Origin of the sequence: Niabella drilacis (assembly GCF_900101395.1) — a bacterium.
In the GTDB taxonomy this organism is placed as follows: domain Bacteria; phylum Bacteroidota; class Bacteroidia; order Chitinophagales; family Chitinophagaceae; genus Niabella; species Niabella drilacis.
Map to the genome: position 1 here is coordinate 169,973 of NZ_FMZO01000002.1, position 22,053 is coordinate 192,025.

Consider the following 22,053-nt stretch of genomic DNA (forward strand, 5'->3'; position numbering starts at 1 on the left):
TTTCGGGGTGGCGTCTTTTTTATACCTTCGTCCCAAACAGGATAAAATGAACGAACAGCAACCCAACCAGTTAAATATAGAGATCTCGGAAGAAGTAGCAGAAGGTACCTATGCGAACCTGGCCATTATTACCCATTCCATGGCTGAATTTGTGATTGACTTTGTGAATGTAATGCCGGGCACACCCAAGAGCAAGGTAAAGTCGCGGATCGTTTTTACACCCCAGCATGCAAAGCGCTTTATGAAAGCGCTGATTGAAAATGTTGAAAAATTTGAAGCCACACAGGGACCCATCAAGGACCTGGATGAAATGGCACTACCGGTGAATTTTGGAGGCCCCACGGCGCAGGCTTAGGCATGTGTTTTGTTTCAGGTTTAAGGTTTCAAGTTTTACGTCACATCCGTGTGTGGCCCCCTCAAAGATCACAGGAGGGTTCCTGGTTTAACGTGGTGGAACATTCTTTAAAGGGTGCTGATTACTGGCGGCTGAAGACTGATAGCTGGTAACCAAGCCTATTGACTGTTACCTTCGCCTGCGGGGTGCGTTGGTTTCATATTTTGGCAGGGGAGGGTCCGGCTTTTGTTTGATCCAGATGGTAATGTCCTGGGTCATCCTGGGGTTATCTTTTAGGGAAATGGTTATGGCTACTTTTTTTACAGAAGGCTCATCGGGCAGTACCAGGCTGTTGCCATCAAATTTGCCATAATCGGAACTGAATTTCAGTTCCTTTTGAGTCATAGGGCGCCAACTGCCGTCGCTCATTTTACCGTCTACATTGATATAATTGTGCGTGCCCTTTTTCAGGCTGTCTGTATACAGGTTAAATTGAATACGCTCTATTCGTTGCGCTTGCAGGGAAAGCGTAGTCATCATTAATAACAGGATGCCGCTGATCTTTTTCATCTCCCATAAAAAATTTACTCTTTTGTATGACGACGGGAAGCGCTGAAAGGTTGTTATGATACCCGGGCCCCGGCCGCCTCAAGGAGTGCGCTTATTTTTTTATAGTCCAGGCTCTGCGCGTGCGCCAGGGGAGTGATGCCTTTTTTGTCGGCGAGGTTTACATTGCAGCCACCGGCAATTAACGCGGTAACAACAGGGGCATGTGTGTCATCCCCCTCGCCTAAAATAATGGCTTCCAGCAGGGCCGTCCATCCCAGGTTATTGATATGGTCAATAGGAAAACCCGGTGTCCCGGAAAGTACGTTTACCGTTTCCAGGTGCGCCTTTTCAGCTGCCGGTATCAGGGCGGTACTGCCATAGCGGTTCAGAATTGTAAAATCGGCACCCTGCTCCAGGCAGGCCCTTACCACATCTGTATACCCCTGTGCACCGGCATATAAAAAAGGCGTATTGCCAACCTGGTCCTGTGCGTTAACATTCGCTCCGTGACTGATGAGCAGCAATGCGGTTACCGTATCTTTTTTATACAGGGCATAGAGCAGGGGCGTTTGCCCCTCCGGGTTGGTCCGTTCAAGGCTGGTGTTACGGGCAAGGGCCTCCTTTAAGTACTCAGTATGGCCTTCGTTAATGCATCTGAAGAGATCAATTGTTGCTTTCATCCTGTTTTTTATAGCCGTTGCGGCTGTTATTTAAAATCCGCTGCGCCTGCAATGATAAGCTGTTTTGGGGATATAAAGCAGGGCGCTTTCGAACGTTCGTTTTTTTTATGAAGCCCCTTTTTATTGTTTTTATTGCGAACTTTGGGACATGCGGGTATCAAAAAAAGATGCGGACGTGATTCTGAATGCCATCGATCAATGGGAAGAAGAGCAGGTCATTGATGCGCAGAACGCAACGCAGTTACGAAAGTCTGTCAATGTTTATAAAGATGACCTCGGGTCATTGACCTTTTATGCATTTGTTGCTGCCGTGTCCTGTGCCATTCTTGCTTTTGGCGCCATTGTGCTGGATGAAAAGTGGATCGAACGGATGCGGCGTTTTTTTGCATTTTCAGAGGTATTGATCGGAGGGATCTTCCTGATACTTTCAGTTCTGCTGATAGGATTTGCGGGGAAAAGAAAACGGAAGTTCCCCGATGCCACCCTGAGTAACGAAAGCTTTAACATCCTGGCCGTATTGAGTCTTGGGGTATCGATCACCTATCTTACCCGCGGGCTGGGAGAAGGATACCGGTTCTATGGCCTGGTTGTATTGGTACTGGCCCTCAGTTACGGAGCCGTTGCCGTATACCTGCGGTCAAAATTAATATGGATTTGCGCTTTGCTGGCACTGATCGTAAGCTGGGGGATCCAAACCTGGACATGGTCCGGACCTGCACATGATTACTTCCTGGGTATGAACTATCCTTTGCGGATGACTGTGTTGGGCGGTGTACTCCTGGCAGTCGTTTTATTCCTGCGCAGACAGCAGTGGCAAAAGGTTCCTTTTTATGAGATCACGGTCTACTTCCTGTGGATCTTCTTTTTGCTTTCCGGGTTGTTCCTCTCTGTATCCGGAAACCTGAGTTACGATGTATGGAGTAATATCCGTCAGGGACGGCTATTGCCCTGGGCACTGGGATATACGCTTTTGCTGGGAGGACTGATCGTGCTTGCCTATAAGCTGAAGGACGAAATTTTCAGGGACCTGGTATTACTGTTTTTCCTGCTGAACATCTATACCCGGTATTTTGAATATTTCTGGGATAAGACCAATAAGGGGATCTTCTTTGCCCTGCTGGCGCTCTCATTCTGGCTGATCGGGCGTAAAACCGAACAGATGCGGAAACGGTTTAGTTAATAGCAATCTGCAATGCGGCGGGGGAATGTTCATCGGCAATAGCCTGTAATCAATGGAGCATAGGACCCGGCATGCCCCGGTTATCCGGATTGAACGTTCAACCTGCAGCAGCTATTTGGGGAACAGGCTATCAATATCGTTTTCTTGGTACACAGATGCTCCATACATTGTTCACAGATTCTACGGATATGCACAGGAAGAGCAGAGGAGTGTTCCCGGTAATGCTATATTAGAACCAATACGCCCGGAGCAAAAGAAAGGTTTGCCATTCCCCGTCTTTGCGCTTTACCGGCCCGGCATCAGGCTTAGGCAACGGCATTGAATAGACAATGTAAATCTGAAAAGCCCCCGGCCTGGTTAGAAAGGAGTTTACTCAAAACATAAACCCGAATCCCACGATGCCGCCGGCAACAGTATGGTCGCCATACCGCTGTGCTTTAAAATTGAGCGAGGGAACAAAAGAAATAAAATGACTCAGGTAAAATTTATAGGCGGCCCCCAGTTTCATGAAGGCGCCGCCATTCAAAAAAGGTTTATGCTCGGCAACACTGATGCTTAAAGCAGGCGCATAGCCGGCGTTTACAAGAAACATGGCGCCGTTGATACTGTTGCGGGGATAATACCTGAAATCTGCAAAAAGGGGAAGTGTGCTGATCCGGGCGCTTTTGGCCGGGGCAGGCTGTTCAGGCGCGCCGGTTGCCGGGAAATATTTGTAATTGGAGTACTGGATACCCACGCCCAATCCTACCGAAAACTGGGGATTAACAAAATAACCGTTTATTGTATGGAACTCGAACCCCGCCCTGAACCGGGCATTTCCGTCGTTAAGCATGGCTGAATCAATGGAGCGCATCAGCTGGATCTCTGCGGGAGTTGTAATGTTAAAATATCCCCGTTCCTGCCTGGTTTTTAGTTGCTGCGCCTGTACCGTAACCTGTATAAGGAGGCTTGTCAGCAGCAGCATCCGGCTTGCATATCGTAGCATGGTCAATCGTTTGTGGTTTATAAAGAAGTCAGGAAAAGGTAACCCGTTATTAAAGTTACATTATAGTTTTCTCTAATCAAAATAATGCAGCAAAAACATTGCATTTTTGCACTCTAAAAAATCAGTGTATATGTTTGGGACATGCCTGACCCGGAAAGGATTGTTGATATGCGTCTTAATGCTTACGGGGCTGATGGCTGCGGCCCAGGGATCCGATTCCGCTCATTTTGTAAAAGCAGCCTGGAAAAAAGAACGTTTAGGACGCGGGGTAAAATTGGTCATGCATTCGTTCCAGGACAAGGATCTTTTTGGATCCAACCAGTTTATTGTTTATGCCGTGATCAAAGGCGCGGGAAAAAAGAGAGGATTTAATATTGCTGCGGCCCCCAAATTATTGAAACCGGTATCTGTCTTTGCCCAAGAGTCAGGTGCCGAGGTAGCTGTCAATGGCAATTTCTTTAATATCAAAGAGGGAGGATCCGTGGACTATGTAAAGGTGAACAACAGGGTTATCAGTGAAAACCTGGTGGGCACCAATGAAAAAATGACGGCACATCAAAGATCGGCGGTTGTCATAAAGGATGGAAAACTGTCGATCGTTCAGGGTGGTGAGGAGCCCGGCTGGCCGGATGCACTTGCCGCAACCTCCGTGTTGGCCAATGGCCCTTTGCTGGTGCAGGATGCTGCTGATCTGGCCATTGCCGGGTCTGCATTTTCGCAGAACCGGCACCCCCGTACGGCGGTCGGGGTTACCCGCAAGGGGGCCGTGATCCTGCTCGTGGCCGATGGAAGGAGTGCCAATGCCGCAGGTTTGAGTCTTGATGAGCTGCGGAAGGTAATGCGGTGGCTGAATTGTGTAGCGGTGATCAATTTTGACGGTGGTGGTTCCTCTACCTTATGGACCCGTAAAAAAGGAGTGGTCAACCATCCGTCCGACAACAAGGAATGGGACCATAAAGGAGAACGTGCTGTAGCTAATATCCTGTTTTACAGCAGGTAGGAGGTCGTTTTTGCAGATTTATCCGGCCTTTTTCCACAAGGCATCCAAATTAGGGGGTCCAGATATGGAAATCTGGTAATTAGCGCTTACTTTTGCGCCTTAAAAAACAGAGGAAAGGATCGAGATCGCAAACCCTCCGGTAGGTCGGGAAGGTCTCAAATCCCAAATCTCAAATCTCAAATCGTTATGGCAGGTCAGTTAAAAGAGGTTCGTAATCGCATCAGTTCGGTACAAAGCATGCAGCAGATCACTAAGGCTATGAAAATGGTAAGTGCTGCAAAATTCCGCCGTGCGCAGGATGCCATCGTTCAAATGCGGCCCTATGCTCAGAAATTGCAGGAAATGCTGAGCAATATTGTAAGCAATAATGATGGAGATACCGAAATTGCGCTGGCTGCTGAGCGTCCGGTTGAAAAAGTGCTGGTCATCGCTATTACCAGCGATCGCGGACTGGCCGGAGCATTCAATACGAATGTGGTTAAACTGACCCGGTCCCTGATCCGTGAAAAGTATCAAAGCCAGTTTGAGAAGGGGAACGTAACGATCTGGAACCTGGGTAAGAAGGGATATGAGGCGCTGACCAAGGCCGGGTATAAAACAGATGATACCTATAAAGATATTTTCCTGCAGCTCTCCTTTGAGAATGTGCAGAAAATTGCTACGGAAGCAATGAAGGCCTTTGAAGAAAAACAGTTTGACGCAGTAGAGATCGTATACAGCCAGTTTAAAAACGCTGCCACGCAGGTCTTTACCGTAGAACCCTTTTTGCCGATCCCGAAAGTTGAGAAAAAGGAAGGGGCTACAAAGGCCGATTTTGTTTTTGATCCCAATAAGGAAGAGCTGATAGCGGAGCTGATGCCCAAGATCCTGAACACGCAGTTGTTTAAGGCGGTGCTGGACTCCAATGCCTCCGAGCATGGAGCGCGAATGACCTCTATGGATAAGGCATCAGAAAATGCCAACGAAATGTTGCGGAACCTCAAACTTTCCTATAACAGGGCAAGACAGGCGGCGATCACCACAGAGTTGACCGAGATTGTAAGCGGTGCCGCTGCCTTACAGGGATAAAATTTTGTTTCCGTTCCGATAGCTATCGGAACCAGGTTTGAGGTTCAACGTTGTTTGCCCTTGACTTTAAACCTTGAGCGTTTAAACTTTGAACGTTTTATCATGGACATAACCGGGTTGATCCCCCATATTGAAGCCTTGATTTTTGCAAGCGATAAACCGCTGACCCCACTGGAGTTAACGGATCTGCTGAACAATGCTTTTGGCTTTATGGAAGATAAGATCACACTGGACCAGGTTGAAGCAGCCCTCGAAGGGATCGTGGAAAAATATGACTCGGAGTTTTATCCTTTTGAAGTGCGGGAAAGCGGCGGCGGCTGGCAGTTCCTGACTAAAAAGGCGTATCATAAAACGGTGGCGCAGATCAATGGCGATAAGTTTATGAAACGCTTGTCTCCGGCTGCACTGGAAACATTGTCTATCATCGCCTACAAGCAACCGGTAACAAAAGGAGAGATCGAAGCCATCCGGGGTGTAAGTGCCGATTATGCCATTCAGAAACTGCTGGAGAAGGAACTGGTCATCATCAGCGGACGTAATGAAAAGCTGCCAGGCCATCCGCTCGTATATTCCACATCAAAAACATTTATGGATTATTTCGGCATCAATTCGGCAGAGGAGTTGCCAAAGATCAGGGAGGTCCTTGCAGAACAGGAGATCCTGCCAACGCCGGTAGATGAGGAGGGCAATGCCATTGGGCGGGATGCTCTTGCGGACACTGCGGATCAACCCCTGGCCGTTGCCGGAACCGGGGCGCTGGTTGAAGCGGCAACTGTGCAGCCGGAAGCAGAGTATGATGAAGCCCTTTCAGCGGATGGAGAGGCTGCAGCAGCAGAACCAGAAACCGGTACAGCGGAAACTGCAGCTCCTGAGCAGGAAGAACCGGCACCGCAGGAAGCCGCTGCGGATCATAGCGATACGGAAATTTCCGAAACGGAAGATACCGATCAAACAGAAGATAATTCGAAGAAGCCGGAGGAAGAATAACTGCTGCCCGGCCTATTATTTTTATGTAGCAGTAATTTTACTGCTTTTTTTGTAAATACCATTATGAGCGAACAATTAACAAATGAACAGCTGGTCCGTATTGCGCAGGAATTCGGAACCCCCGTGTATATTTATAATGCGGATAAAATTGAAAAGCAGTACCAGCGGTTGCGCGCGGCTTTTGAGGGAGGACGTGTAAAGATCTTTTATGCGGCAAAGGCTTTAACGAACCTGAGCGTGCTTCGGTTTATTCATAAGCTGGGTGCAAATGTAGATTGCAGCTCCATCAACGAAGTGAAACTGGCCCTGCAGGCGGGTTTTGACCCTTCCAGGGTGCTTTATACAAGTAATGGTATTCATTTTGCCGAGATCGAAGAAGCATTGCTCCTGGGGGTGTTTGTAAATATCGACAGCCTGTACAACCTTCAGAAACTGGGCGAAAAATATGGGAACCGGTACCCGGTAGGCGTAAGGCTGCGGCCCAATATTATGGCAGGCGGCAATCTTAAAATATCAACCGGGCACGACCGGAGTAAATTTGGTATTCCTGTAGAGCAGCTCGGACAACTGCAGGACATTATCCGTAAATACGGGATCCGGATCCAGAACCTGCATATCCATACGGGCAGCGACATCAAAGATGCCGACATTTTTATAAAAGGGATTGATGTATTGTTTGATATCATTCCGCATTTTCCCGACCTGCGGTCGATCGATCTGGGCGGGGGCTTTAAAGTGGCTTATAAGGATGGTGATCCGGTGATCAATATTGAGGAACTTTCCCAAAAAGTACTGGCTGCCTTCGATGCGCACGAAGCAGCCCGCGGACTGGAAATATGGTTTGAGCCGGGTAAATTTATGGTGAGTGAGTGCGGGTACCTGATTACATCGGTGAACCTGTTAAAGGAAACGGCGGCTACTACATTTGTAAGCATTAACAGCGGGTTCAATCACCTGATCCGTCCTATGTTTTATGATGCCTACCACCGGATCGAGAACCTGAGCAATCCCGGTGGTGCGGTGGCGCCTTATTCCGTTGTCGGCAATATTTGCGAAACGGATACTTTCGCATGGGACCGCCCGTTGCCGGAAGTGCGGGAAGGGGATCTGCTGGTATTCTATAATGCCGGCGCCTATGGATATGAAATGGCGTCTACCTTTAATTCCCGTTTCCGTCCTGCGGAAGTAATTGTGCGCAACGGAAAGGCCCAACTGATCCGTAAACGGGATACAATGGAAGATCTGATCCGCAACCAGGTAGTGGTGGACCTGTAATTGCTTTCTGTCATGAGACACAAAGAAACAGAGACACGTGAAGTGGTATGAAAAACTTTGAAATTCTTTAGCACTTCAGCACCTCCTAATAAACCGTATCAAAATGATTGCTGCTTATGTACAGTGAGGGCACTGACCGTAGCGCGGGCCGTGGTCCTGTCTTCACAAACCACTTGTGATGGCGTATTTTGATAAAACTGATTCCGGTGCTTTATGATGCGTTTTTGGGGGCTGATCAATAGTACAAAATTTAACAATACGTTACACCCGGCTTAAGGACGGAGCCCTCCCGATCTGCTACGCCCATGCCGGCACCGGGAAGGAAAAAAGCAGGAAATTTCCACATTTTTGCTCCATACCGGATACAGAAAGGATATACAAACACCGCAGCCAGGATACAGAAACGATATACAAAGGATACACAAAGGATATACAAACGATACAGAAGGGATACAGAAAACATGCGTTTTGAGGTCAGGAGGGATCAGGAGGGATCAAAAAAAGAAACCGGCACTAAAATACCTCAACTTTATGCAGGCAATATCCATTGATTCAGTTTTAAAAATTTAATACAATGAAAAGTGTAACAAATGTGGTTTTAGGGGATGCAACCGGCAGCGCTGAAAGACTTCCCCTTCGCAACGTCCCCTGCGGGAGACATTGCGGGAAACGGTTCGCAAAGCGCAGCGCTGTTCCCGGAAGAAAAACCGTTCATTGCGGCAAAAGACTATACATTAAACCGGAAGTGCATGATATCGCCGTCCTTTACCAGGTATTCTTTTCCTTCAATGCGCAGTTTGCCGGCATCGCGTGCACCGGCTTCGGATTTGTATTGTACAAAATCATTGTAGGCAATGACTTCGGCTTTGATAAAACCCTTTTCAAAATCGGTATGAATCACGCCGGCACATTGCGGCGCCTTCCAGCCGTTGTGGAAGGTCCAGGCGCGTACTTCCTGCACACCCGCGGTGAAATAAGTATTTAAGCCCAGTAGCTTATAAGCGGAACGGATCAGGCGATCCAGGGCCGGTTCGGTCATTTTATACTCGTCCATAAACAGCGCCTTGTCGTCCGGGTCCTCCATTTCAGAGATCTGTGCCTCGATGGAGTTGTTCATTACGATCATTTCGGCATTTTCACTTTTGATAGCCTCCTTCAGCGCTTCAGAAAATTTGTTACCCGTATGCATAGAAGGCTCATCCACGTTGGCTACGTATAAAACCGGCTTATCCGTAAGCAGGAACAGGTCGGCGATGGTTTCCTTCTCTTCTTTGCTCAGATCTAAAGAGCGGATGCTTTTCCCCTGTTCCAGGTGTGCCTTACATTGCTGCAGCACTTCGAGCTCTGCTTTCGCTTTAGGGTCTGTTTTGGCCTGTTTCTCTTTTTTCTGGATCTGTTTTTCCACGCTATCCAGGTCTTTCAGCTGTAACTCCGTATCAATAATTTCTTTATCACTTACGGGGTTGATGGCCCCTTCATCACGCAGGATGTTCTCATCTTCAAAACAGCGGATCACATGGATAATGGCATCCACCTCCCGGATATTGGCAAGGAACTTGTTCCCCAGGCCTTCGCCCTTGCTGGCCCCGCGTACCAGGCCGGCAATATCTACGATCTCGATCTGTGTGGGTACAATGCGTTCCGGCTGTACCAGTCCTGTAAGAACGCTAAGCCGTTCGTCCGGCACGTTTACGAGCCCTACATTGGGCTCAATGGTACAAAAGCGGTAATTGCTTGCCTGTGCTTTTGCACTGTTGCTAACTGCGTTAAATAACGTCGATTTTCCTACATTGGGTAACCCCACGATGCCTGCCTGTAATGCCATCTTTTTAAAATTAGTAGTTAATGGTTCCCGTTCCTTTCCGGTAAATAACCCTGAACCTGTTCAAAAGGCCCCTTCAGGGCAACGTTAAACCTTAACCTGTTTTTTTTTCAGGCCGCAAAGGTACAAATTCTCCGGCGCAATTCTCAAATATAGCCTAACTTCCCGCTTTCGATTAAAAATCATAATCCGGGGAATTATGGCATTGAGCAGGATCTGGTCCGCATTTATCATTGTCGCCATTCTGGTTGCGGCATTCAAGTGTTTTTTTCTGGGAGAGACCCAGATTTTCAGCTATATGATCAGTGGTAAAGCCAGTGACCCCGCTAACCCGCTGAAGCTGGACGGTGTTATTGAAACCTGTTGGGTAGCCGTGGAGATCTGTTTGAAACTGATCGGTGTACTTTGCCTGTTTATGGGGTTTATGAGCATTGCGGAAAGAGCCGGAGGGATCCGGTTCTTATCAAGAATCATCGGCCCCTTCTTTTCAAAAATATTCCCGGATGTGCCCAAGGATCATCCGGCTATGGGCCATATGGTAATGAACTATTCTGCTAATCTGCTGGGGCTGGATAATGCGGCAACACCGTTTGGCATCAAATCGATGGAAAGCCTCCAGGAGTTGAATCCCAATAAGGACGTGGCATCCAACGCCCAGATCATGTTCCTTTGTTTGCATGCGGCGGGCTTTAACCTGATACCGGTGAGTGTGATCGCTGTCCGGGCGGCTCAAAATGCCTCTGATCCCACGGATGTGTTTATTCCCTGCATGATCGTTACTTTCGTGGGCACACTGGTAGCACTAACCATTGTAGCGCTCCGGCAGAAGGTAAACCTGTTTCAGCCGGTCATTTTGATCTGGCTCCTGGGTATATCGGCAGCGATCGTGGCATTGGTGCTCTATGTGTCTTCCTTAAATGCGGCATCGATCCAGTCTTTCTCGGGGCTGCTGAGCAACGGGCTGATCCTGCTGGTGTTTTTACTGATCGTATTAGGAGGGGTATACAAAAAAATAGATGTATTCAGCGCTTTTATCGATGGAGCCCGGGGCGGTTTTGATACGGCAATAAAGATTATCCCCTATATCCTGGGAATCCTGGTTGCCGTAAGCATGCTGCGTACAAGCGGGACCTTTGATATGGTGATCAATGGTATGAAATATGTATTTCATGCACTGGGTGCCGACACCCGTTTTGTGGATGCGCTGCCTACAGCGCTGATCCGCCCGCTTAGCGGGGGGGCGGCAAGGGGCATGATGGTGAGTACCATGACCACTTTTGGCCCCGATTCCTTTGCCAGCAAGCTTTCGGGGGTTTTTCAGGGGGCTGCCGATACCACTTTTTATGTAGTAGCCGTTTATTTCGGTGCTGTTGGGATCAAGAATACCCGGTATTCTATCGGCACGATGCTCCTGGCCGATCTGGCCGGCGTTTTAACGGCCATTGGCATCAGCTATTTGTTTTTTACTTAAACCTTTTGCCGGCTCTCCTGTTTTAGAGTTTATGGAAACGCCTTCCCGCTACCAGGTTAATACGACTTCTTTTGATCATTACTGGAAAAAAGGAGCGGGGCTGTTGTTATTGCAGCAATTGGGGTATACGCCCGATATCCGGAATGCGGATTCCTTTAAAAAATACCTGCTGGAATGGGACCGGGACGGAGATGCCGTGGTGCACCGGCTGTATAGCAGGGTGGGGTTTGTAAAAGCACATGCCGCACTTGAGGCATATATGGGTAATGGCACAGTAACGGGTGAAGCAGCCCCGGTTTTTGATGCCTTCTTCAATACTTTTGAGCTTTATCCTTCCTGGCTGGATCATGGTAAAATAGATAAGGGGATAGAGCTAAGCCAGCGTACGGGCATTCCCGGGCTGCTGGTATTGCGTAACTATTGTTTAATGGGCGGCTATGAATCTGCTGCCATCAATAAGCCGCTGATCTATACCGGGGCCTTAAAAAAAGGAGCGGCAAAACGACTTACGGAAACTACGCTTTTCTGGATCAATATAACCCGTGCCGGGGCTTTTAAGAAGAATGGGCGCGGATTGTTCCATGTACTCAGTACCCGGCTTATTCATTCGTACTCCCGTGTAGCTATCCTCGAAAAAACGGATTGGGATGCCGCGCAATGGGGCGTACCGCTGAATACCTGGGATATGCTGGCCACACAGCTGGGCTTTTCGCTCGTTTTCCTTACCGGTCTGCGGCGCATGGGATTCCGGCCTTCTGCTGAGGAAACGGAAGGGCTTTTTCATCTGTGGAAATACATCGGTTATCTTTTAGGTATTCCCGTAGAACTATTGCCGGAGAATGAGCCGGAGGCGATAGAGGCGCTTTATTACTGGACGATGACCCAGGCCAGGGGCGACGGGGATTCTGTTGCGCTGGCGCAGGCGCTGATCCGCGAAACCATCACTTCCGGCTTTCCGAAATCCATACTGGCCCGCAAGCTCATGCAGCAGCTGCACCTGTTTTATAATCACTTCTTCCTGGGAGCGTATTCCTGCCGGTTGCTGCAGATCCCCAAACCGGTGGCCGGAAATATTGCACACCTGTTTTTATGGCGCTTGAGGTGGATGGAGCGGAAGATGAACCAGCCGGACGTTCGCGAAAAAGCGATCCGGGAAGGCGGCGCACGCCAGGCTCATGCACTGGAGATTTACCTGAAGTATAAGCGGTTCTGACCACCCGGTTCCGCCGGACAGCACCTGCCTGGATCGGGTCTGTTCCCGGATCTTAACTAATGTCAGTCAGGACAGCTGTAAGCAATATAGGCCCGGGTTCCGCTCCTGTATTTCTGTTCAACAGTGTATATTTTCCGGAAGTTTCCCTTGTTGTCTTTTTTCAGTAACGCAATCCCTGCGTCATATTTCTGAAGGATAAACGCCATTGCGGCTTCCTCTGTGGCCCCGCCCCAGCCCTTCAGCTGATTGATTTCATCGACCAGCAACCGGGGAAATGTGGGCTGGTACTGTATTTGAGCGATCGTATCGAGGATGCCGCGGGTTCTTGGAAACCGGGTATTAAAGGTTTGGGCCGCCTGTGCGTAGATCAGCACCAGTGCATATTGCACGCCGTTCGGCAATACGATAAATTTTTGATAATGCCCGTTGGCGGCCGTTGCCTGGTCGATAAAATGATACAGATCGCCGCTGGAAGGCGGCCTGTTCTCCGGATGATTGTGCAGGTCTGCAAAACGGTTTTCAATGTAAGGAACCGGGGTGCTGTTGAAAGAACCGTTGTACAGGGCTGAGCGCACTATATTCCCGTTTGTATCTTTTCCAAATGAAACGGCATGCTCTTTTTGATCATGGGCTGCACGGTATATCTCTGTGGCACCGCTTTGGTATACGGCTGTTCCGGAAAGAGCGGTAGCTTCCGCTGCTGCTGCATTAACGCCTTCACAGGAGTGGCCGGGTGCACCCGAGGCAGACAAGGATACGCTGCGGCATCCTGTAAAAAAGATTACCGGAAAAAGCCAGGCAAACAACGATGAAAAAAGCGCTTTCATATGTTAATGTGCGTCTAGGTTTCTTTGCATGTATGCGGCAACCAGTTGTTCCGTTGTATCCTTGCTGGCAGATAAACTCTGGATGATCTGTTCCTGTTCGTTTTTTGTTTTGTTCTGGCTCAGTTTTTTCTTGGCCTGTATATCGGTGCCATAGATCCTGAATGCTACGATGCCCTGGCTCATTTTGAATTTAAAATCCTGAGGAAGCTGATCGTACCGGGTTTTGTAGGCTTGCTCATAACGGGCAACAGTTTGGTCCAGTACCTCATAGACCGCGTTCTGTTCTGTGATCAGGGAGCCCGTTCCATAAACATGAACGGCGATATAGTTCCAGGTAGGAACATTCAGTTCTTTTTCATAATGAAAAGGGGATATATAGGCATGCGGTTCCTGGAAAATGACCAGTATCTTTCCGTTGTTTTCGATCTGTTGCCATTGAGGGTTGGCTTTGGCAAAATGAGATGTCAGAACCAGCTGCCCTGCCTCGCACTTTACAAGAAAAGGCAGATGCGTGGCAACGGGTACACCTCCTGCTGCTGTAGAAATAAGAGTGCCGAATGAAAAACGTTCGATAAAAGAAAGGATCTCGTCCGGGTCGGTCATGCGGTTGTTTGCCGGGATATACATAATTTTTTAGGGTTAACGGCTTTAATGCTGCGGTGCCCCCTGAAATTTACGGAAATAATGAATAAGCGATTGATTTTTATGATTTGGTTAATTTAGCGTAACTGTAATTATATCAAGCATGGAAAAGGTCCCCCTGTTCGAAGAGCATTATATTAACCGCAGCGGCTGGCTGCGGGCTGCTGTGTTGGGTGCCAATGACGGGATCCTGTCTACTTCAAGCCTGGTGATAGGGGTAGCAGCAGCATCCGATTTAAGAAACCCTATTATGCTGGCGGCGCTGGCGGGTATTGTAGCCGGTGCTTTTTCCATGGCCGCGGGTGAGTATGTTTCTGTAAGCTCCCAATCGGATATAGAAACTGCCGATCTGAAACGGGAGCGGAGGGAGCTGGAAACCATGCCGGATACAGAGCTGAAGGAACTGGCCAAGATCTATGAAGGGCGCGGACTGTCGCCGGAGCTGGCCCTTCAGGTAGCGCGGGCTTTAACGGAGCATAATGCCCTGGAGGCGCATGCCAGGGACGAACTGGGTATCAACGAGATTACCCAGGCCAAACCTTTTCAGGCCGCATTGGCCTCGGGCGCTTCTTTTATTGCCGGGGGCATGCTGCCCTTATTGGTCGCCGTTTTTGCGCCTGTAAAAAATATGGTACTTGTAGAATATGTGTCTGCCATTGTCTTTTTAGCCGTTGCCGGTATGATTGCCGCGCGTGCCGGAGGATCCAGCGTGGTCAAAGGCGTTCTAAGGGTTTGTTTCTGGGGTACTGTGGCCATGGGCGCTACTGCCCTGGTGGGCTATTTGTTTGGGGTGCAAACGGGTTAGGTGCGGGGCCCCCCGTTCCGAAGCTTCGGAATCGGGGTTCGAAAGATGTTTGGGGGCTGATGTTGGATATGTGTGCTTGTCTGATGTTCTATTGACCATTGACTATTGACCTTGCCCATACCCGGTTTTATGCTTGATTTTCTCCCGGAGTTTGGGGATCCACATGCTCACATTTCCATATTTCCACATTCTCAAATTTCCCAAAGGGACAGGGGTTAATCTTTTCTTAATTCACTTTTCCTATCCATATATTCTGATGGCCTTCCCGTTACTTTTGCTTATTACAACATAAGAAGCAACCAGGAGTCTATGAAAAAATTAACGCTTTCGCTTTTGTGGATCTTTTGCGCCACCGTGGTATCTGCACAGGTATATAAACTGGACCCGGTATTTACCGACAGGAATACGCTTACCTACCTTTCTTACTGGAAATTGCTCGACGGCAAGACGGGAAAAGAAAAGACGGATACGTTCTCGCTTTGGGGATACCAGCTTTATCATGATGACTGGTCCAGCGGCGCCTATGAGGTTGAGTATTATAAAGGGAATGCAGCAGAAATGTACCAGCTGCTTGCCGCAATTGTTGCTTTTTCCGGAAAGTATGGGAACGAAGACAAGGTGTTGACCCGTATTGCCGGTGTACAGGTGAAAACGCTCAATCAGATGAAGTTCAGGTATACCCTGGTGTTTGACAGGGAAAATAAGGTCGTTTGCCGGTTTACCCAGAAACAATGGAAGCATATCCTGGAAGCGTTTGAAACCTACTGCCAAACCAACAGGATCCGCTACGATAGTGGGGGATCTTTATAAACTGGAGAGTATTGCTGTGGCTGCATGGAGTATATCATCATGCTTTGCAAAACTTAAACGGACCTGCCTGATCCCGGGAGGAATGCGGTAAAAAGCGCTTAACGGAACGGTGGCTACTTTATGCTCAACAGCCAGCCAACGGGCGAAGGATACATCGTCCAGGTCGCTGATCCTGCTATAGTCGAATAGCTGGAAATAGGAGCCTCTGGATAAGGCATGGAGTCTGAATTTTGATGATTCCATCCTGCTTACCAGGAGATCGCGTTTCGCCTGTAACATAATGGCGGAGGCTTCCTGGTCTGCGATCAGCAGGTATTTTGCCAGGGCATATTGTGCCGGCGTATTTACGCTGAATGCCAGGTACTGGTGAATGGACCGGAATGCTTCGGTAAAAATGGGGGCTGCCACAACAAAGCCGATCTTCCACCCGGTAATATGGTACATTTTTCCGAAAGAATAGACCGACAGCACTTTGCCCTCCAGGCTCTTTTGAAGAAACCCGGGAATATGCTGCAGCCCGTCGTACACAATAGTGTCGTACACCTCATCGGAAATTACATAAATATCATGGTCGCCAACAATTGCAGCAAGCTGATCCCAATCCTCCTGCGTCCATACCTTTCCGCTGGGGTTATGCGGAGTATTGATGATGATCGCTTTTGTTTTGGGGGTAATAGCGTCGCTGATCTGCTGCCAGTCGATCTCAAAATCCTTTTGCTCATCAAGCCTTACGCAAACCGGAACTCCGCCATTGATCTCGATCGCCGGTACATAGCAATCAAATGCGGGCTCGAGGTAAATGACCTCATCCCCCTTGTTCAGGACAGTCGTCAGGGCTGTAAAGATGCCATAGGTGGCGCCCGGTGTAATGGTTACCATATCCGGCGAACAACAGGCAATGCCATATCTTTTGTTGAAACAGGAAGCAATATTTTGCCGGAGCTCCGGCAGCCCGGGCATGGGTGCGTATTGGTTAAAGCCCTCCACTGTGGCTTCTTTTAGCAGGTCACTCAATGCTGCAGATACGGGAAAGTCCGGCAACCCCTGGGAAAGGTTATAAGCGTTCTCTTTCCGCGCAAGTGACGACATCGTGGTAAAGATATTGAGCGCGGCCGCTGAATGTTTGGTTGGTAATGTCATATATTGTCTTTATAAGAGGCCGGTCAGTCCAGGCTATTCCATTCCCGGTAGAATTGTTCAATAAACTGCTGCATGAACCGGTGCCGGTCTTCGGCGATCCGCTTTCCCGTTTCGGTATTCATTTTGTCTTTTAATAGGAAAAGCTTTTCGTAAAAGTGGTTAATGGTGGGGGCATCATTGTTTTTGTATTGTTCTTTTGTGGTATACTGTGCCGGCTTTATGGCGGGATCATAAAGCTTCCGGTTCTTGAAGCCGCCGTAGTTGAAAGCCCGTGCAATACCGATAGCCCCCAGGGCATCCAGCCGGTCTGCATCCTGCACAATGTCCAGCTCAATGGTCCTGTATTGTGCCGGCTGGTAGCTTCCTTTGAACGAAATGTTCCGGATGATATTTTCGACGGCCCCGATGGTGGCTTCGCCGGCCTGTTGTCCTGCAAGGAATTCCCGTGCAAGACGCGGGCCGATGGTTTCATCACCATTGTGAAACTTGGAATCAGCAATATCGTGAAGCAGCGCACCCAGCTCTACGATCAGCTGGCTGGCAGTTTCCTTTGCTGCTATATGTTTTGCCATTTTCCAGACCCGTTCAATATGAAACCAGTCGTGGCCGGCTTCTGCATTCTTTAGTTGCTGCTGAACAAAATCGACGGTTTGATCTATTATATCTTTTTGTGCGGGCATCTGCTTGGTATAATGGAGCAAAGATATTTATTTCGGAATAAGCAGGAGGTAAATTAAAAACAGTATATTAGTTATCCGTTCCCGGAGCTTATTGAATGTAAACGATTTAAGGAAAAATGAATTTAAAAGAAACGGTAACCATAGCCGCAGCGGCCATCAGGGATGAAGTCATCGGGTACAGGAGGCATTTGCACCGGCACCCGGAACTGTCATTTAAAGAATTCGGCACTTCTGCTTTTATAAAGGAGCAGCTGGATTTACAGGGTATTCCCTGGAAGACAATAGCGGGAACCGGCGTGCTTGCTGAAATACAAGGAGCCGGAAAAGCCGGAAGCGTAATAGCATTGAGGGCCGATATCGATGCGTTGCCAATAACAGAAGCCAATCAAGTTGATTATTGTTCTGTGAATGATGGGGTGATGCATGCCTGTGGTCATGATGCGCATACCGCTTCCCTGCTTGGCGTGGCACGTATACTGAACGGGCTGAAAGCGCATTTTTCCGGAACGGTTAAACTGATCTTTCAGCCGGGTGAGGAATTGCTGCCCGGCGGGGCGCAGCAGGTGATCGCAGAAGGAGGGCTGAACGCGCCCGCGGCAAACGTGGTACTGGGACAACACGTAATGCCCTGGATCCCTGCCGGAAAGATCGGTGTACGTACCGGTTTATTTATGGCTTCGATGGACGAAATAAAGATTGAAGTGTATGGGAAAGGCGGACATGGGGCTGAGCCACATAAGGGGATCGACCCGGTAATGATCACCTGCTCTTTGTTGCAGGCATTGCAGCAGCTGGTGAGCCGCAATACATCTCCTTTTATGCCTGCTGTATTGTCTTTTGGCAAGCTGAGAGCAGATGGAGCCATTAACGTGATACCGGATAAAGTATGGATTGAAGGAACCTTCAGAACCCTTGATGAAACCTGGCGCAACAGCGCGCATGCCCGGATGAAACAACTGGCAGAAAGCCTGGTGGCGGGTATGGGAGGTACCTGTGATATAGAGATCCGGAAGGGGTACCCGCATCTTAAGAATGATGAAGCGCTGGGGGCGCATATGATCTCCTTTTTTAAAGAGTATGCCGGTGCCGAAAATGTGCTGCCACAGGATATCTGGATGGCTTCTGAAGATTTTGCCTACTATAGCAGGGCGCTTCCTTCTTTTTTTTACCTCCTCGGAGTGCGCAATGAAAACAAAGGAGCCCGTTCTGCCTTACATACACCGGTGTTTAATATCGATGAGGACGCGCTGGAACTGGGCATGGGGCTGATGGCGTATGCGGCCCTGCGTTGGCTGGAAACCTCATGAGATCAGGGGCGCAGAAACAATCCCATAAGTATATTGTCCGTGTACCCGCCGTTGGGATCTCTGATATATTCGGGCTGTCTCCCTGTTTCAATAAACCCTGTTTTTTTGTAAAGAGCGATTGCCCGCCCGTTGGTTGCATGTACATGGAGCCAGATGTTTTTAAGGATACCGCGGGCCCTGGCCCAATCGATTGCCGTACGGATCAGCGCGGTACCCAAACCGATCTCCTGCCATTGTTTTCGGACAGCGATCCCTAAAAGAGCATTGTGTCTTATTTTACTGCGGGATTCTCCGCTCAGCTGAAGGTTGCCGATGATCCTGTTACCGGATACAGCTACCAGCAAAAGGCTGTTATCACTTTCATTTAAGGAGCGGATCCAGGCCTGTTCCTGGGGCCGGGTGTAGTTGAATTCATTAAGGGAAGTAATCAGATAAGGACTTTCCTGTAAATAGCGCCATCCTGCCTCCAGCAAGCCTTCTGCATCGGTTTTCAGGGCAGCCCTGATCGTGATGGTCACATTGTTTTTGAGCGTTACAATAACCGGATTGATTTTCATACACAAAATTAATAAAGGGTAGTGGTATGAACATTCATTTAATATGATACATTTGTTTGTATGAAGTGGCAGGAATGGATGCGTAATAATAAAGCCTGGGTATTGCTCTGCGGGCTGGCACTGATGATCAAGCTGCTTTCTTTTTTTCCGGGTGCTGTTGAGGCGTATTATACCCGCGGGATTTATGTATTTATTTCGAAGTTCCAGCGCTTCCTGTTTGGCCGGCTGCCCTTCAGCATGGGTGATCTGCTGTATATGGTCCTTATTGTTTTCCTGGTTGTGCGGTGTATCCGGGGTATACGGATCCTGCTGCGCCGGCGGGTGCAGCGGATCGGCTGGAAGAAAGGAGGGCTGAAGCTATTAAGGACGCTGCTTTTGCTGTATGTTGTTTTTTACGCGCTATGGGGGTTGAATTACAGCCGTCAGGGAATTGCGGCGCAATTTGGTTTGTCGGATAAACGGGTTACCCCGCAGGACCTGGATACACTGGTGCAGTTGCTGCACCGCCGCATCAACCAGGACGTAACATTATTGCAGGTAAAAGACCGGGCAGCGCTGAACAATTATCCTTTAATCTTCCGGCAGGCAGAGGAAGCTTACCGGATCACAAGGGAAACATATCCTTTTTTAGACAGCAGGCCCGTTTCTGTAAAAGCGTCGCTTTTTGGCACCGTGATGAATTATACGGGGGTACAGGGTTATTACAATCCTTTTTCCGGCGAAGCACAGGTAAATACCACGATCCCCGCCTTTCTGCTGCCTTCTGTGGTAACGCATGAAATAGGGCACCAGGTTGGCTATGGAATGGAAAGCGAGGCGAATTTCCTGAGCTTTTTAACCAGCAGGAACCACCCTTCGATCCATTTTCAGTATGCCACTGATTTTGTTATGTATGCCTATGCCCGGGGAATGCTGTTTACGCTGGATTCCGTAAAGGCCCTGCACTATGACAGTACACTCCATCCCCAGGTACAAAAGGATTTTGCCGATTATCGTGCCTTTTACGAAAAATACCGGAACCGGGTAGAAAAAGTGATCGATTGGTTGTATGGCAGCTACCTGAAGGCGAACAATCAGCCCGCGGGGGAGGATGCGTATGATGAAGTCGTGTTCTGGCTGGTTGCCTGGTATAAGAAATACGGAAAGGAGGCCATTTGACGGCCCGGAGGGGTGGTGCGACCGGTTTCGTAGTTTTAAAGTTTCGTAAAGATTTGGCTGCGGGTTTTATTTACGCGGTTCCTTTCTTAAATTTGGTAAAATTTCAGATCAATGGATGTATTGATTCGGGAAGAGCACAGTGCGGATGTAGCGGCCATTTCAGATGTAAACGAAGAGGCTTTTGGAAGGGCAGAAGAGGCAAACCTGGTAGACCTTCTCAGAAACAGTAATGCTTTTGTTCCCGGGCTTTCGCTCGTAGCGGAAAAGGACGGGGAGATCATCGGGCATGTGCTTTTTACCAAAATTAAAATTATCGACAGTCTCAATCACTGCTTCGACAGCCTGGCGCTGGCTCCGATAGCGGTCCGTACTGCTTTCCAAAGACAGGGGATTGGTGCGGCGCTGATCAGGGCCGGGCTGAATAAGGCGCGTGAGATCGGTTATCTTTCCGTTATTGTATTGGGGCACGAAACCTATTACCCGAAATTTGGTTTTCAGCCGGCCTCCCGGTGGAATATACAGGCTCCCTTTGATGTACCGGATGAAGCCTTTATGGCTGTTGAGCTGGTGGAGCTCGGCCTTAAGAATGTTTCCGGCATCGTGGTTTATGCCAAGGAGTTTGAAGCCGCATAGAGGGATTTGATCGACTCTGGGAATTGTTAATCCTTTTTGTGACTGCATTGAACGGGTGAGGATACGGATCTGTATCTAGAGCGGATATTACATGGAAAGCAGGGATCGGATCAGGCAAAATGAGATTTAATGATAAGCTAAAGAATAATGAAAAAAAGACATGAACCTTATACAGATGTTCATTTTGCTTTGATATATGAGCTGGGTAGGAGCGTTATAAGTGGGGAAACAAAAAAAGCCGATATACAACGCGAGGTGGCTTTAAAGGATATTGATAAAACGACTGCCGGGTATTTTATTCATATACATCAACAGTTGCTTAAAGGGAAGATATATAAGCGTGCTATGAGTGCAGCAGCTTACTCATTTTATTTAAAAAAGATCTATGAAGATTATGGAGAGGGACAGCTGGCTTTGGCTTTAAAGGCCTTGCGGGAACATTTGGTATACAGGCCAAATAAAGAGGTTCATAAAGTGTGTTGTTTTTTTGAAAATCAGTTACCGGATGATTTAAGTGGGGAAGGTTTTGCTGATGAACAAGCCGTATATAAAGAGGGAAGGCAGATTATAATAACTCATATTTTAAGAGAAAGAAATCGCAAAGTGGTTGAATTGGCTAAGCGACTACATTATGAAAGGGACCCTTTGATGCGATGCGAGTGTTGTGACTTTTCATACACTGATGTTTATGGGGCACATGGAAGCGGTTTTATAGAGGCTCATCATAATATCCCGATTTCTGAGTTGACAATGGAGCTGGAAATAAAACCCGGGGAATTTTCAATGCTTTGCGCAAATTGCCATAGGATGATCCACAAAAGAAATCCCTGGTTAAGCGTTGACGAATTGCGAATAATAATTAAGGGAGGTAAGTCTGCAAGTATGATACATTGACCCCGGTACTTTTACAGTGCTGTTCTGAGTTTAGAT

Annotated in this window: 23 protein-coding genes; 14 read left to right on the plus strand and 9 right to left on the minus strand. The window is 48.4% G+C overall.

Going from position 1 to position 22,053, the window contains the following annotated elements:
- Positions 1–46 precede the first annotated feature (46 nt).
- Positions 47–355 (plus strand): DUF3467 domain-containing protein, encoded by a 309-nt coding sequence (locus BLS44_RS04085; RefSeq protein WP_090388777.1) that lies wholly within the window; start codon positions 47–49, stop codon positions 353–355.
- A 168-nt stretch (positions 356–523) separates the two neighbouring features.
- On the opposite strand, the gene BLS44_RS04090 is transcribed toward BLS44_RS04085, so the two are convergent.
- Positions 524–904, minus strand: coding sequence for a hypothetical protein (locus BLS44_RS04090; RefSeq protein WP_090388778.1), 381 nt, complete (start codon positions 902–904; stop codon positions 524–526).
- 53 nt (positions 905–957) lie between these two features.
- On the minus strand, positions 958–1,563 hold the full coding sequence (locus tag BLS44_RS04095; protein ID WP_090388779.1) for an ankyrin repeat domain-containing protein: 606 nt from the start codon (positions 1,561–1,563) through the stop codon (positions 958–960).
- Between the two features lie 148 nt (positions 1,564–1,711).
- Here BLS44_RS04095 and BLS44_RS04100 point away from each other — a divergent pair, with 148 nt between their 5' ends.
- Positions 1,712–2,743 carry a hypothetical protein gene (locus BLS44_RS04100; RefSeq protein ID WP_090388780.1) on the plus strand — a complete coding sequence of 344 codons (1,032 nt, stop codon included), beginning with the start codon at positions 1,712–1,714 and terminating at the stop codon, positions 2,741–2,743.
- A 373-nt stretch (positions 2,744–3,116) separates the two neighbouring features.
- Here BLS44_RS04100 and BLS44_RS04105 read toward each other — a convergent pair whose 3' ends face one another.
- Positions 3,117–3,728, minus strand: coding sequence for a hypothetical protein (locus BLS44_RS04105; RefSeq protein WP_090388781.1), 612 nt, complete (start codon positions 3,726–3,728; stop codon positions 3,117–3,119).
- A gap of 130 nt (positions 3,729–3,858) precedes the next feature.
- On the opposite strand from BLS44_RS04105, the gene BLS44_RS04110 reads away from it, so the two are divergent.
- The 4 genes from BLS44_RS04110 (at position 3,859) to lysA (ending at position 8,058) form a co-directional block, all read left to right on the plus strand.
- Positions 3,859–4,728: a phosphodiester glycosidase family protein gene (locus BLS44_RS04110; RefSeq protein WP_090388782.1), complete on the plus strand. Its 870-nt coding sequence runs from the start codon at positions 3,859–3,861 to the stop codon at positions 4,726–4,728.
- A 186-nt stretch (positions 4,729–4,914) separates the two neighbouring features.
- Positions 4,915–5,796, plus strand: coding sequence for an ATP synthase F1 subunit gamma (atpG, locus tag BLS44_RS04115; protein WP_090388783.1), 882 nt, complete (start codon positions 4,915–4,917; stop codon positions 5,794–5,796).
- 102 nt (positions 5,797–5,898) lie between these two features.
- Entirely contained in the window at positions 5,899–6,783 is an 885-nt protein-coding gene (gene scpB / locus BLS44_RS04120) for an SMC-Scp complex subunit ScpB (protein WP_090389157.1), read from the plus strand.
- A 63-nt stretch (positions 6,784–6,846) separates the two neighbouring features.
- Positions 6,847–8,058 (plus strand): diaminopimelate decarboxylase, encoded by a 1,212-nt coding sequence (gene lysA / locus BLS44_RS04125; protein ID WP_090388784.1) that lies wholly within the window; start codon positions 6,847–6,849, stop codon positions 8,056–8,058.
- 727 nt (positions 8,059–8,785) lie between these two features.
- Here the strand turns inward: lysA and ychF are convergent.
- Positions 8,786–9,883: a redox-regulated ATPase YchF gene (gene ychF / locus BLS44_RS04135; RefSeq protein ID WP_090388786.1), complete on the minus strand. Its 1,098-nt coding sequence runs from the start codon at positions 9,881–9,883 to the stop codon at positions 8,786–8,788.
- 196 nt (positions 9,884–10,079) lie between these two features.
- On the opposite strand from ychF, the gene BLS44_RS04140 reads away from it, so the two are divergent.
- Positions 10,080–11,351: a nucleoside recognition domain-containing protein gene (locus BLS44_RS04140; RefSeq protein WP_090388787.1), complete on the plus strand. Its 1,272-nt coding sequence runs from the start codon at positions 10,080–10,082 to the stop codon at positions 11,349–11,351.
- 31 nt (positions 11,352–11,382) lie between these two features.
- Entirely contained in the window at positions 11,383–12,564 is a 1,182-nt protein-coding gene (locus BLS44_RS04145; protein ID WP_090388788.1) for an oxygenase MpaB family protein, read from the plus strand.
- 62 nt (positions 12,565–12,626) lie between these two features.
- On the opposite strand, the gene BLS44_RS04150 is transcribed toward BLS44_RS04145, so the two are convergent.
- Both BLS44_RS04150 and BLS44_RS04155 read right to left on the minus strand, forming a co-directional pair.
- Positions 12,627–13,391 (minus strand): hypothetical protein, encoded by a 765-nt coding sequence (locus tag BLS44_RS04150; RefSeq protein ID WP_143019654.1) that lies wholly within the window; start codon positions 13,389–13,391, stop codon positions 12,627–12,629.
- 3 nt (positions 13,392–13,394) lie between these two features.
- On the minus strand, positions 13,395–14,018 hold the full coding sequence (locus BLS44_RS04155) for an FMN-binding negative transcriptional regulator (RefSeq protein WP_090388790.1): 624 nt from the start codon (positions 14,016–14,018) through the stop codon (positions 13,395–13,397).
- Between the two features lie 118 nt (positions 14,019–14,136).
- Between BLS44_RS04155 and BLS44_RS04160 the strand changes: the two genes are divergently transcribed.
- Together BLS44_RS04160 and BLS44_RS04165 are read left to right on the plus strand one after the other, a co-directional pair.
- Complete coding sequence (locus BLS44_RS04160) at positions 14,137–14,838, plus strand: VIT1/CCC1 transporter family protein (protein WP_090388791.1); 702 nt, start codon at positions 14,137–14,139, stop codon at positions 14,836–14,838.
- Positions 14,839–15,147: 309 nt separating this feature from the next.
- Positions 15,148–15,648 carry a hypothetical protein gene (locus BLS44_RS04165; RefSeq protein WP_090388792.1) on the plus strand — a complete coding sequence of 167 codons (501 nt, stop codon included), beginning with the start codon at positions 15,148–15,150 and terminating at the stop codon, positions 15,646–15,648.
- Here the strand turns inward: BLS44_RS04165 and BLS44_RS04170 are convergent.
- Both BLS44_RS04170 and BLS44_RS04175 read right to left on the minus strand, forming a co-directional pair.
- Positions 15,643–16,788, minus strand: a complete 1,146-nt coding sequence (locus BLS44_RS04170) for a methionine aminotransferase (RefSeq protein WP_090388793.1) — start codon at positions 16,786–16,788, stop codon at positions 15,643–15,645. The genes BLS44_RS04165 and BLS44_RS04170 overlap by 6 nt on opposite strands.
- 23 nt (positions 16,789–16,811) lie before the next feature.
- Positions 16,812–17,468: an HD domain-containing protein gene (locus BLS44_RS04175; RefSeq protein WP_090389158.1), complete on the minus strand. Its 657-nt coding sequence runs from the start codon at positions 17,466–17,468 to the stop codon at positions 16,812–16,814.
- 116 nt (positions 17,469–17,584) lie between these two features.
- Here BLS44_RS04175 and BLS44_RS04180 point away from each other — a divergent pair, with 116 nt between their 5' ends.
- The gene (locus tag BLS44_RS04180) at positions 17,585–18,775 is read left to right on the plus strand and encodes a M20 metallopeptidase family protein (RefSeq protein WP_090388794.1); all 1,191 of its coding nucleotides are present in this window, start codon (positions 17,585–17,587) and stop codon (positions 18,773–18,775) included.
- Positions 18,776–18,777: 2 nt separating this feature from the next.
- Here BLS44_RS04180 and BLS44_RS04185 read toward each other — a convergent pair whose 3' ends face one another.
- Positions 18,778–19,332 carry a GNAT family N-acetyltransferase gene (locus BLS44_RS04185; RefSeq protein WP_090388795.1) on the minus strand — a complete coding sequence of 185 codons (555 nt, stop codon included), beginning with the start codon at positions 19,330–19,332 and terminating at the stop codon, positions 18,778–18,780.
- Between the two features lie 60 nt (positions 19,333–19,392).
- Here BLS44_RS04185 and BLS44_RS04190 point away from each other — a divergent pair, with 60 nt between their 5' ends.
- The 3 genes from BLS44_RS04190 (at position 19,393) to BLS44_RS04200 (ending at position 22,017) form a co-directional block, all read left to right on the plus strand.
- The gene (locus tag BLS44_RS04190; protein ID WP_090388796.1) at positions 19,393–20,490 is read left to right on the plus strand and encodes a DUF3810 domain-containing protein; all 1,098 of its coding nucleotides are present in this window, start codon (positions 19,393–19,395) and stop codon (positions 20,488–20,490) included.
- A gap of 111 nt (positions 20,491–20,601) precedes the next feature.
- A complete protein-coding gene (locus tag BLS44_RS04195) occupies positions 20,602–21,123 on the plus strand; it encodes a GNAT family N-acetyltransferase (protein WP_090388797.1) in 522 nt (173 codons plus the stop codon).
- Between the two features lie 147 nt (positions 21,124–21,270).
- On the plus strand, positions 21,271–22,017 hold the full coding sequence (locus BLS44_RS04200; protein WP_090388798.1) for an HNH endonuclease: 747 nt from the start codon (positions 21,271–21,273) through the stop codon (positions 22,015–22,017).
- Positions 22,018–22,053 lie beyond the last annotated feature (36 nt).

Coding starts and splice junctions, on each gene's coding strand:
- BLS44_RS04110 (WP_090388782.1), top strand. CDS start 3,859: ATGTTTGGGACATGCCTGACCCGGAAAGGATTGTTGATATGCGTCTTA.
- BLS44_RS04185 (WP_090388795.1), bottom strand. CDS start 19,332: ATGAAAATCAATCCGGTTATTGTAACGCTCAAAAACAATGTGACCATC.
- BLS44_RS04170 (WP_090388793.1), bottom strand. CDS start 16,788: ATGACATTACCAACCAAACATTCAGCGGCCGCGCTCAATATCTTTACC.
- BLS44_RS04095 (WP_090388779.1), bottom strand. CDS start 1,563: ATGAAAGCAACAATTGATCTCTTCAGATGCATTAACGAAGGCCATACT.
- BLS44_RS04140 (WP_090388787.1), top strand. CDS start 10,080: ATGGCATTGAGCAGGATCTGGTCCGCATTTATCATTGTCGCCATTCTG.
- BLS44_RS04085 (WP_090388777.1), top strand. CDS start 47: ATGAACGAACAGCAACCCAACCAGTTAAATATAGAGATCTCGGAAGAA.
- BLS44_RS04165 (WP_090388792.1), top strand. CDS start 15,148: ATGAAAAAATTAACGCTTTCGCTTTTGTGGATCTTTTGCGCCACCGTG.
- BLS44_RS04195 (WP_090388797.1), top strand. CDS start 20,602: ATGGATGTATTGATTCGGGAAGAGCACAGTGCGGATGTAGCGGCCATT.
- ychF (WP_090388786.1), bottom strand. CDS start 9,883: ATGGCATTACAGGCAGGCATCGTGGGGTTACCCAATGTAGGAAAATCG.
- BLS44_RS04160 (WP_090388791.1), top strand. CDS start 14,137: ATGGAAAAGGTCCCCCTGTTCGAAGAGCATTATATTAACCGCAGCGGC.
- BLS44_RS04200 (WP_090388798.1), top strand. CDS start 21,271: ATGAAAAAAAGACATGAACCTTATACAGATGTTCATTTTGCTTTGATA.
- BLS44_RS04100 (WP_090388780.1), top strand. CDS start 1,712: ATGCGGGTATCAAAAAAAGATGCGGACGTGATTCTGAATGCCATCGAT.
- scpB (WP_090389157.1), top strand. CDS start 5,899: ATGGACATAACCGGGTTGATCCCCCATATTGAAGCCTTGATTTTTGCA.
- BLS44_RS04180 (WP_090388794.1), top strand. CDS start 17,585: ATGAATTTAAAAGAAACGGTAACCATAGCCGCAGCGGCCATCAGGGAT.
- BLS44_RS04090 (WP_090388778.1), bottom strand. CDS start 904: ATGAAAAAGATCAGCGGCATCCTGTTATTAATGATGACTACGCTTTCC.
- BLS44_RS04145 (WP_090388788.1), top strand. CDS start 11,383: ATGGAAACGCCTTCCCGCTACCAGGTTAATACGACTTCTTTTGATCAT.
- BLS44_RS04175 (WP_090389158.1), bottom strand. CDS start 17,468: ATGCCCGCACAAAAAGATATAATAGATCAAACCGTCGATTTTGTTCAG.
- atpG (WP_090388783.1), top strand. CDS start 4,915: ATGGCAGGTCAGTTAAAAGAGGTTCGTAATCGCATCAGTTCGGTACAA.
- BLS44_RS04105 (WP_090388781.1), bottom strand. CDS start 3,728: ATGCTACGATATGCAAGCCGGATGCTGCTGCTGACAAGCCTCCTTATA.
- BLS44_RS04190 (WP_090388796.1), top strand. CDS start 19,393: ATGAAGTGGCAGGAATGGATGCGTAATAATAAAGCCTGGGTATTGCTC.
- lysA (WP_090388784.1), top strand. CDS start 6,847: ATGAGCGAACAATTAACAAATGAACAGCTGGTCCGTATTGCGCAGGAA.
- BLS44_RS04150 (WP_143019654.1), bottom strand. CDS start 13,391: ATGAAAGCGCTTTTTTCATCGTTGTTTGCCTGGCTTTTTCCGGTAATC.
- BLS44_RS04155 (WP_090388790.1), bottom strand. CDS start 14,018: ATGTATATCCCGGCAAACAACCGCATGACCGACCCGGACGAGATCCTT.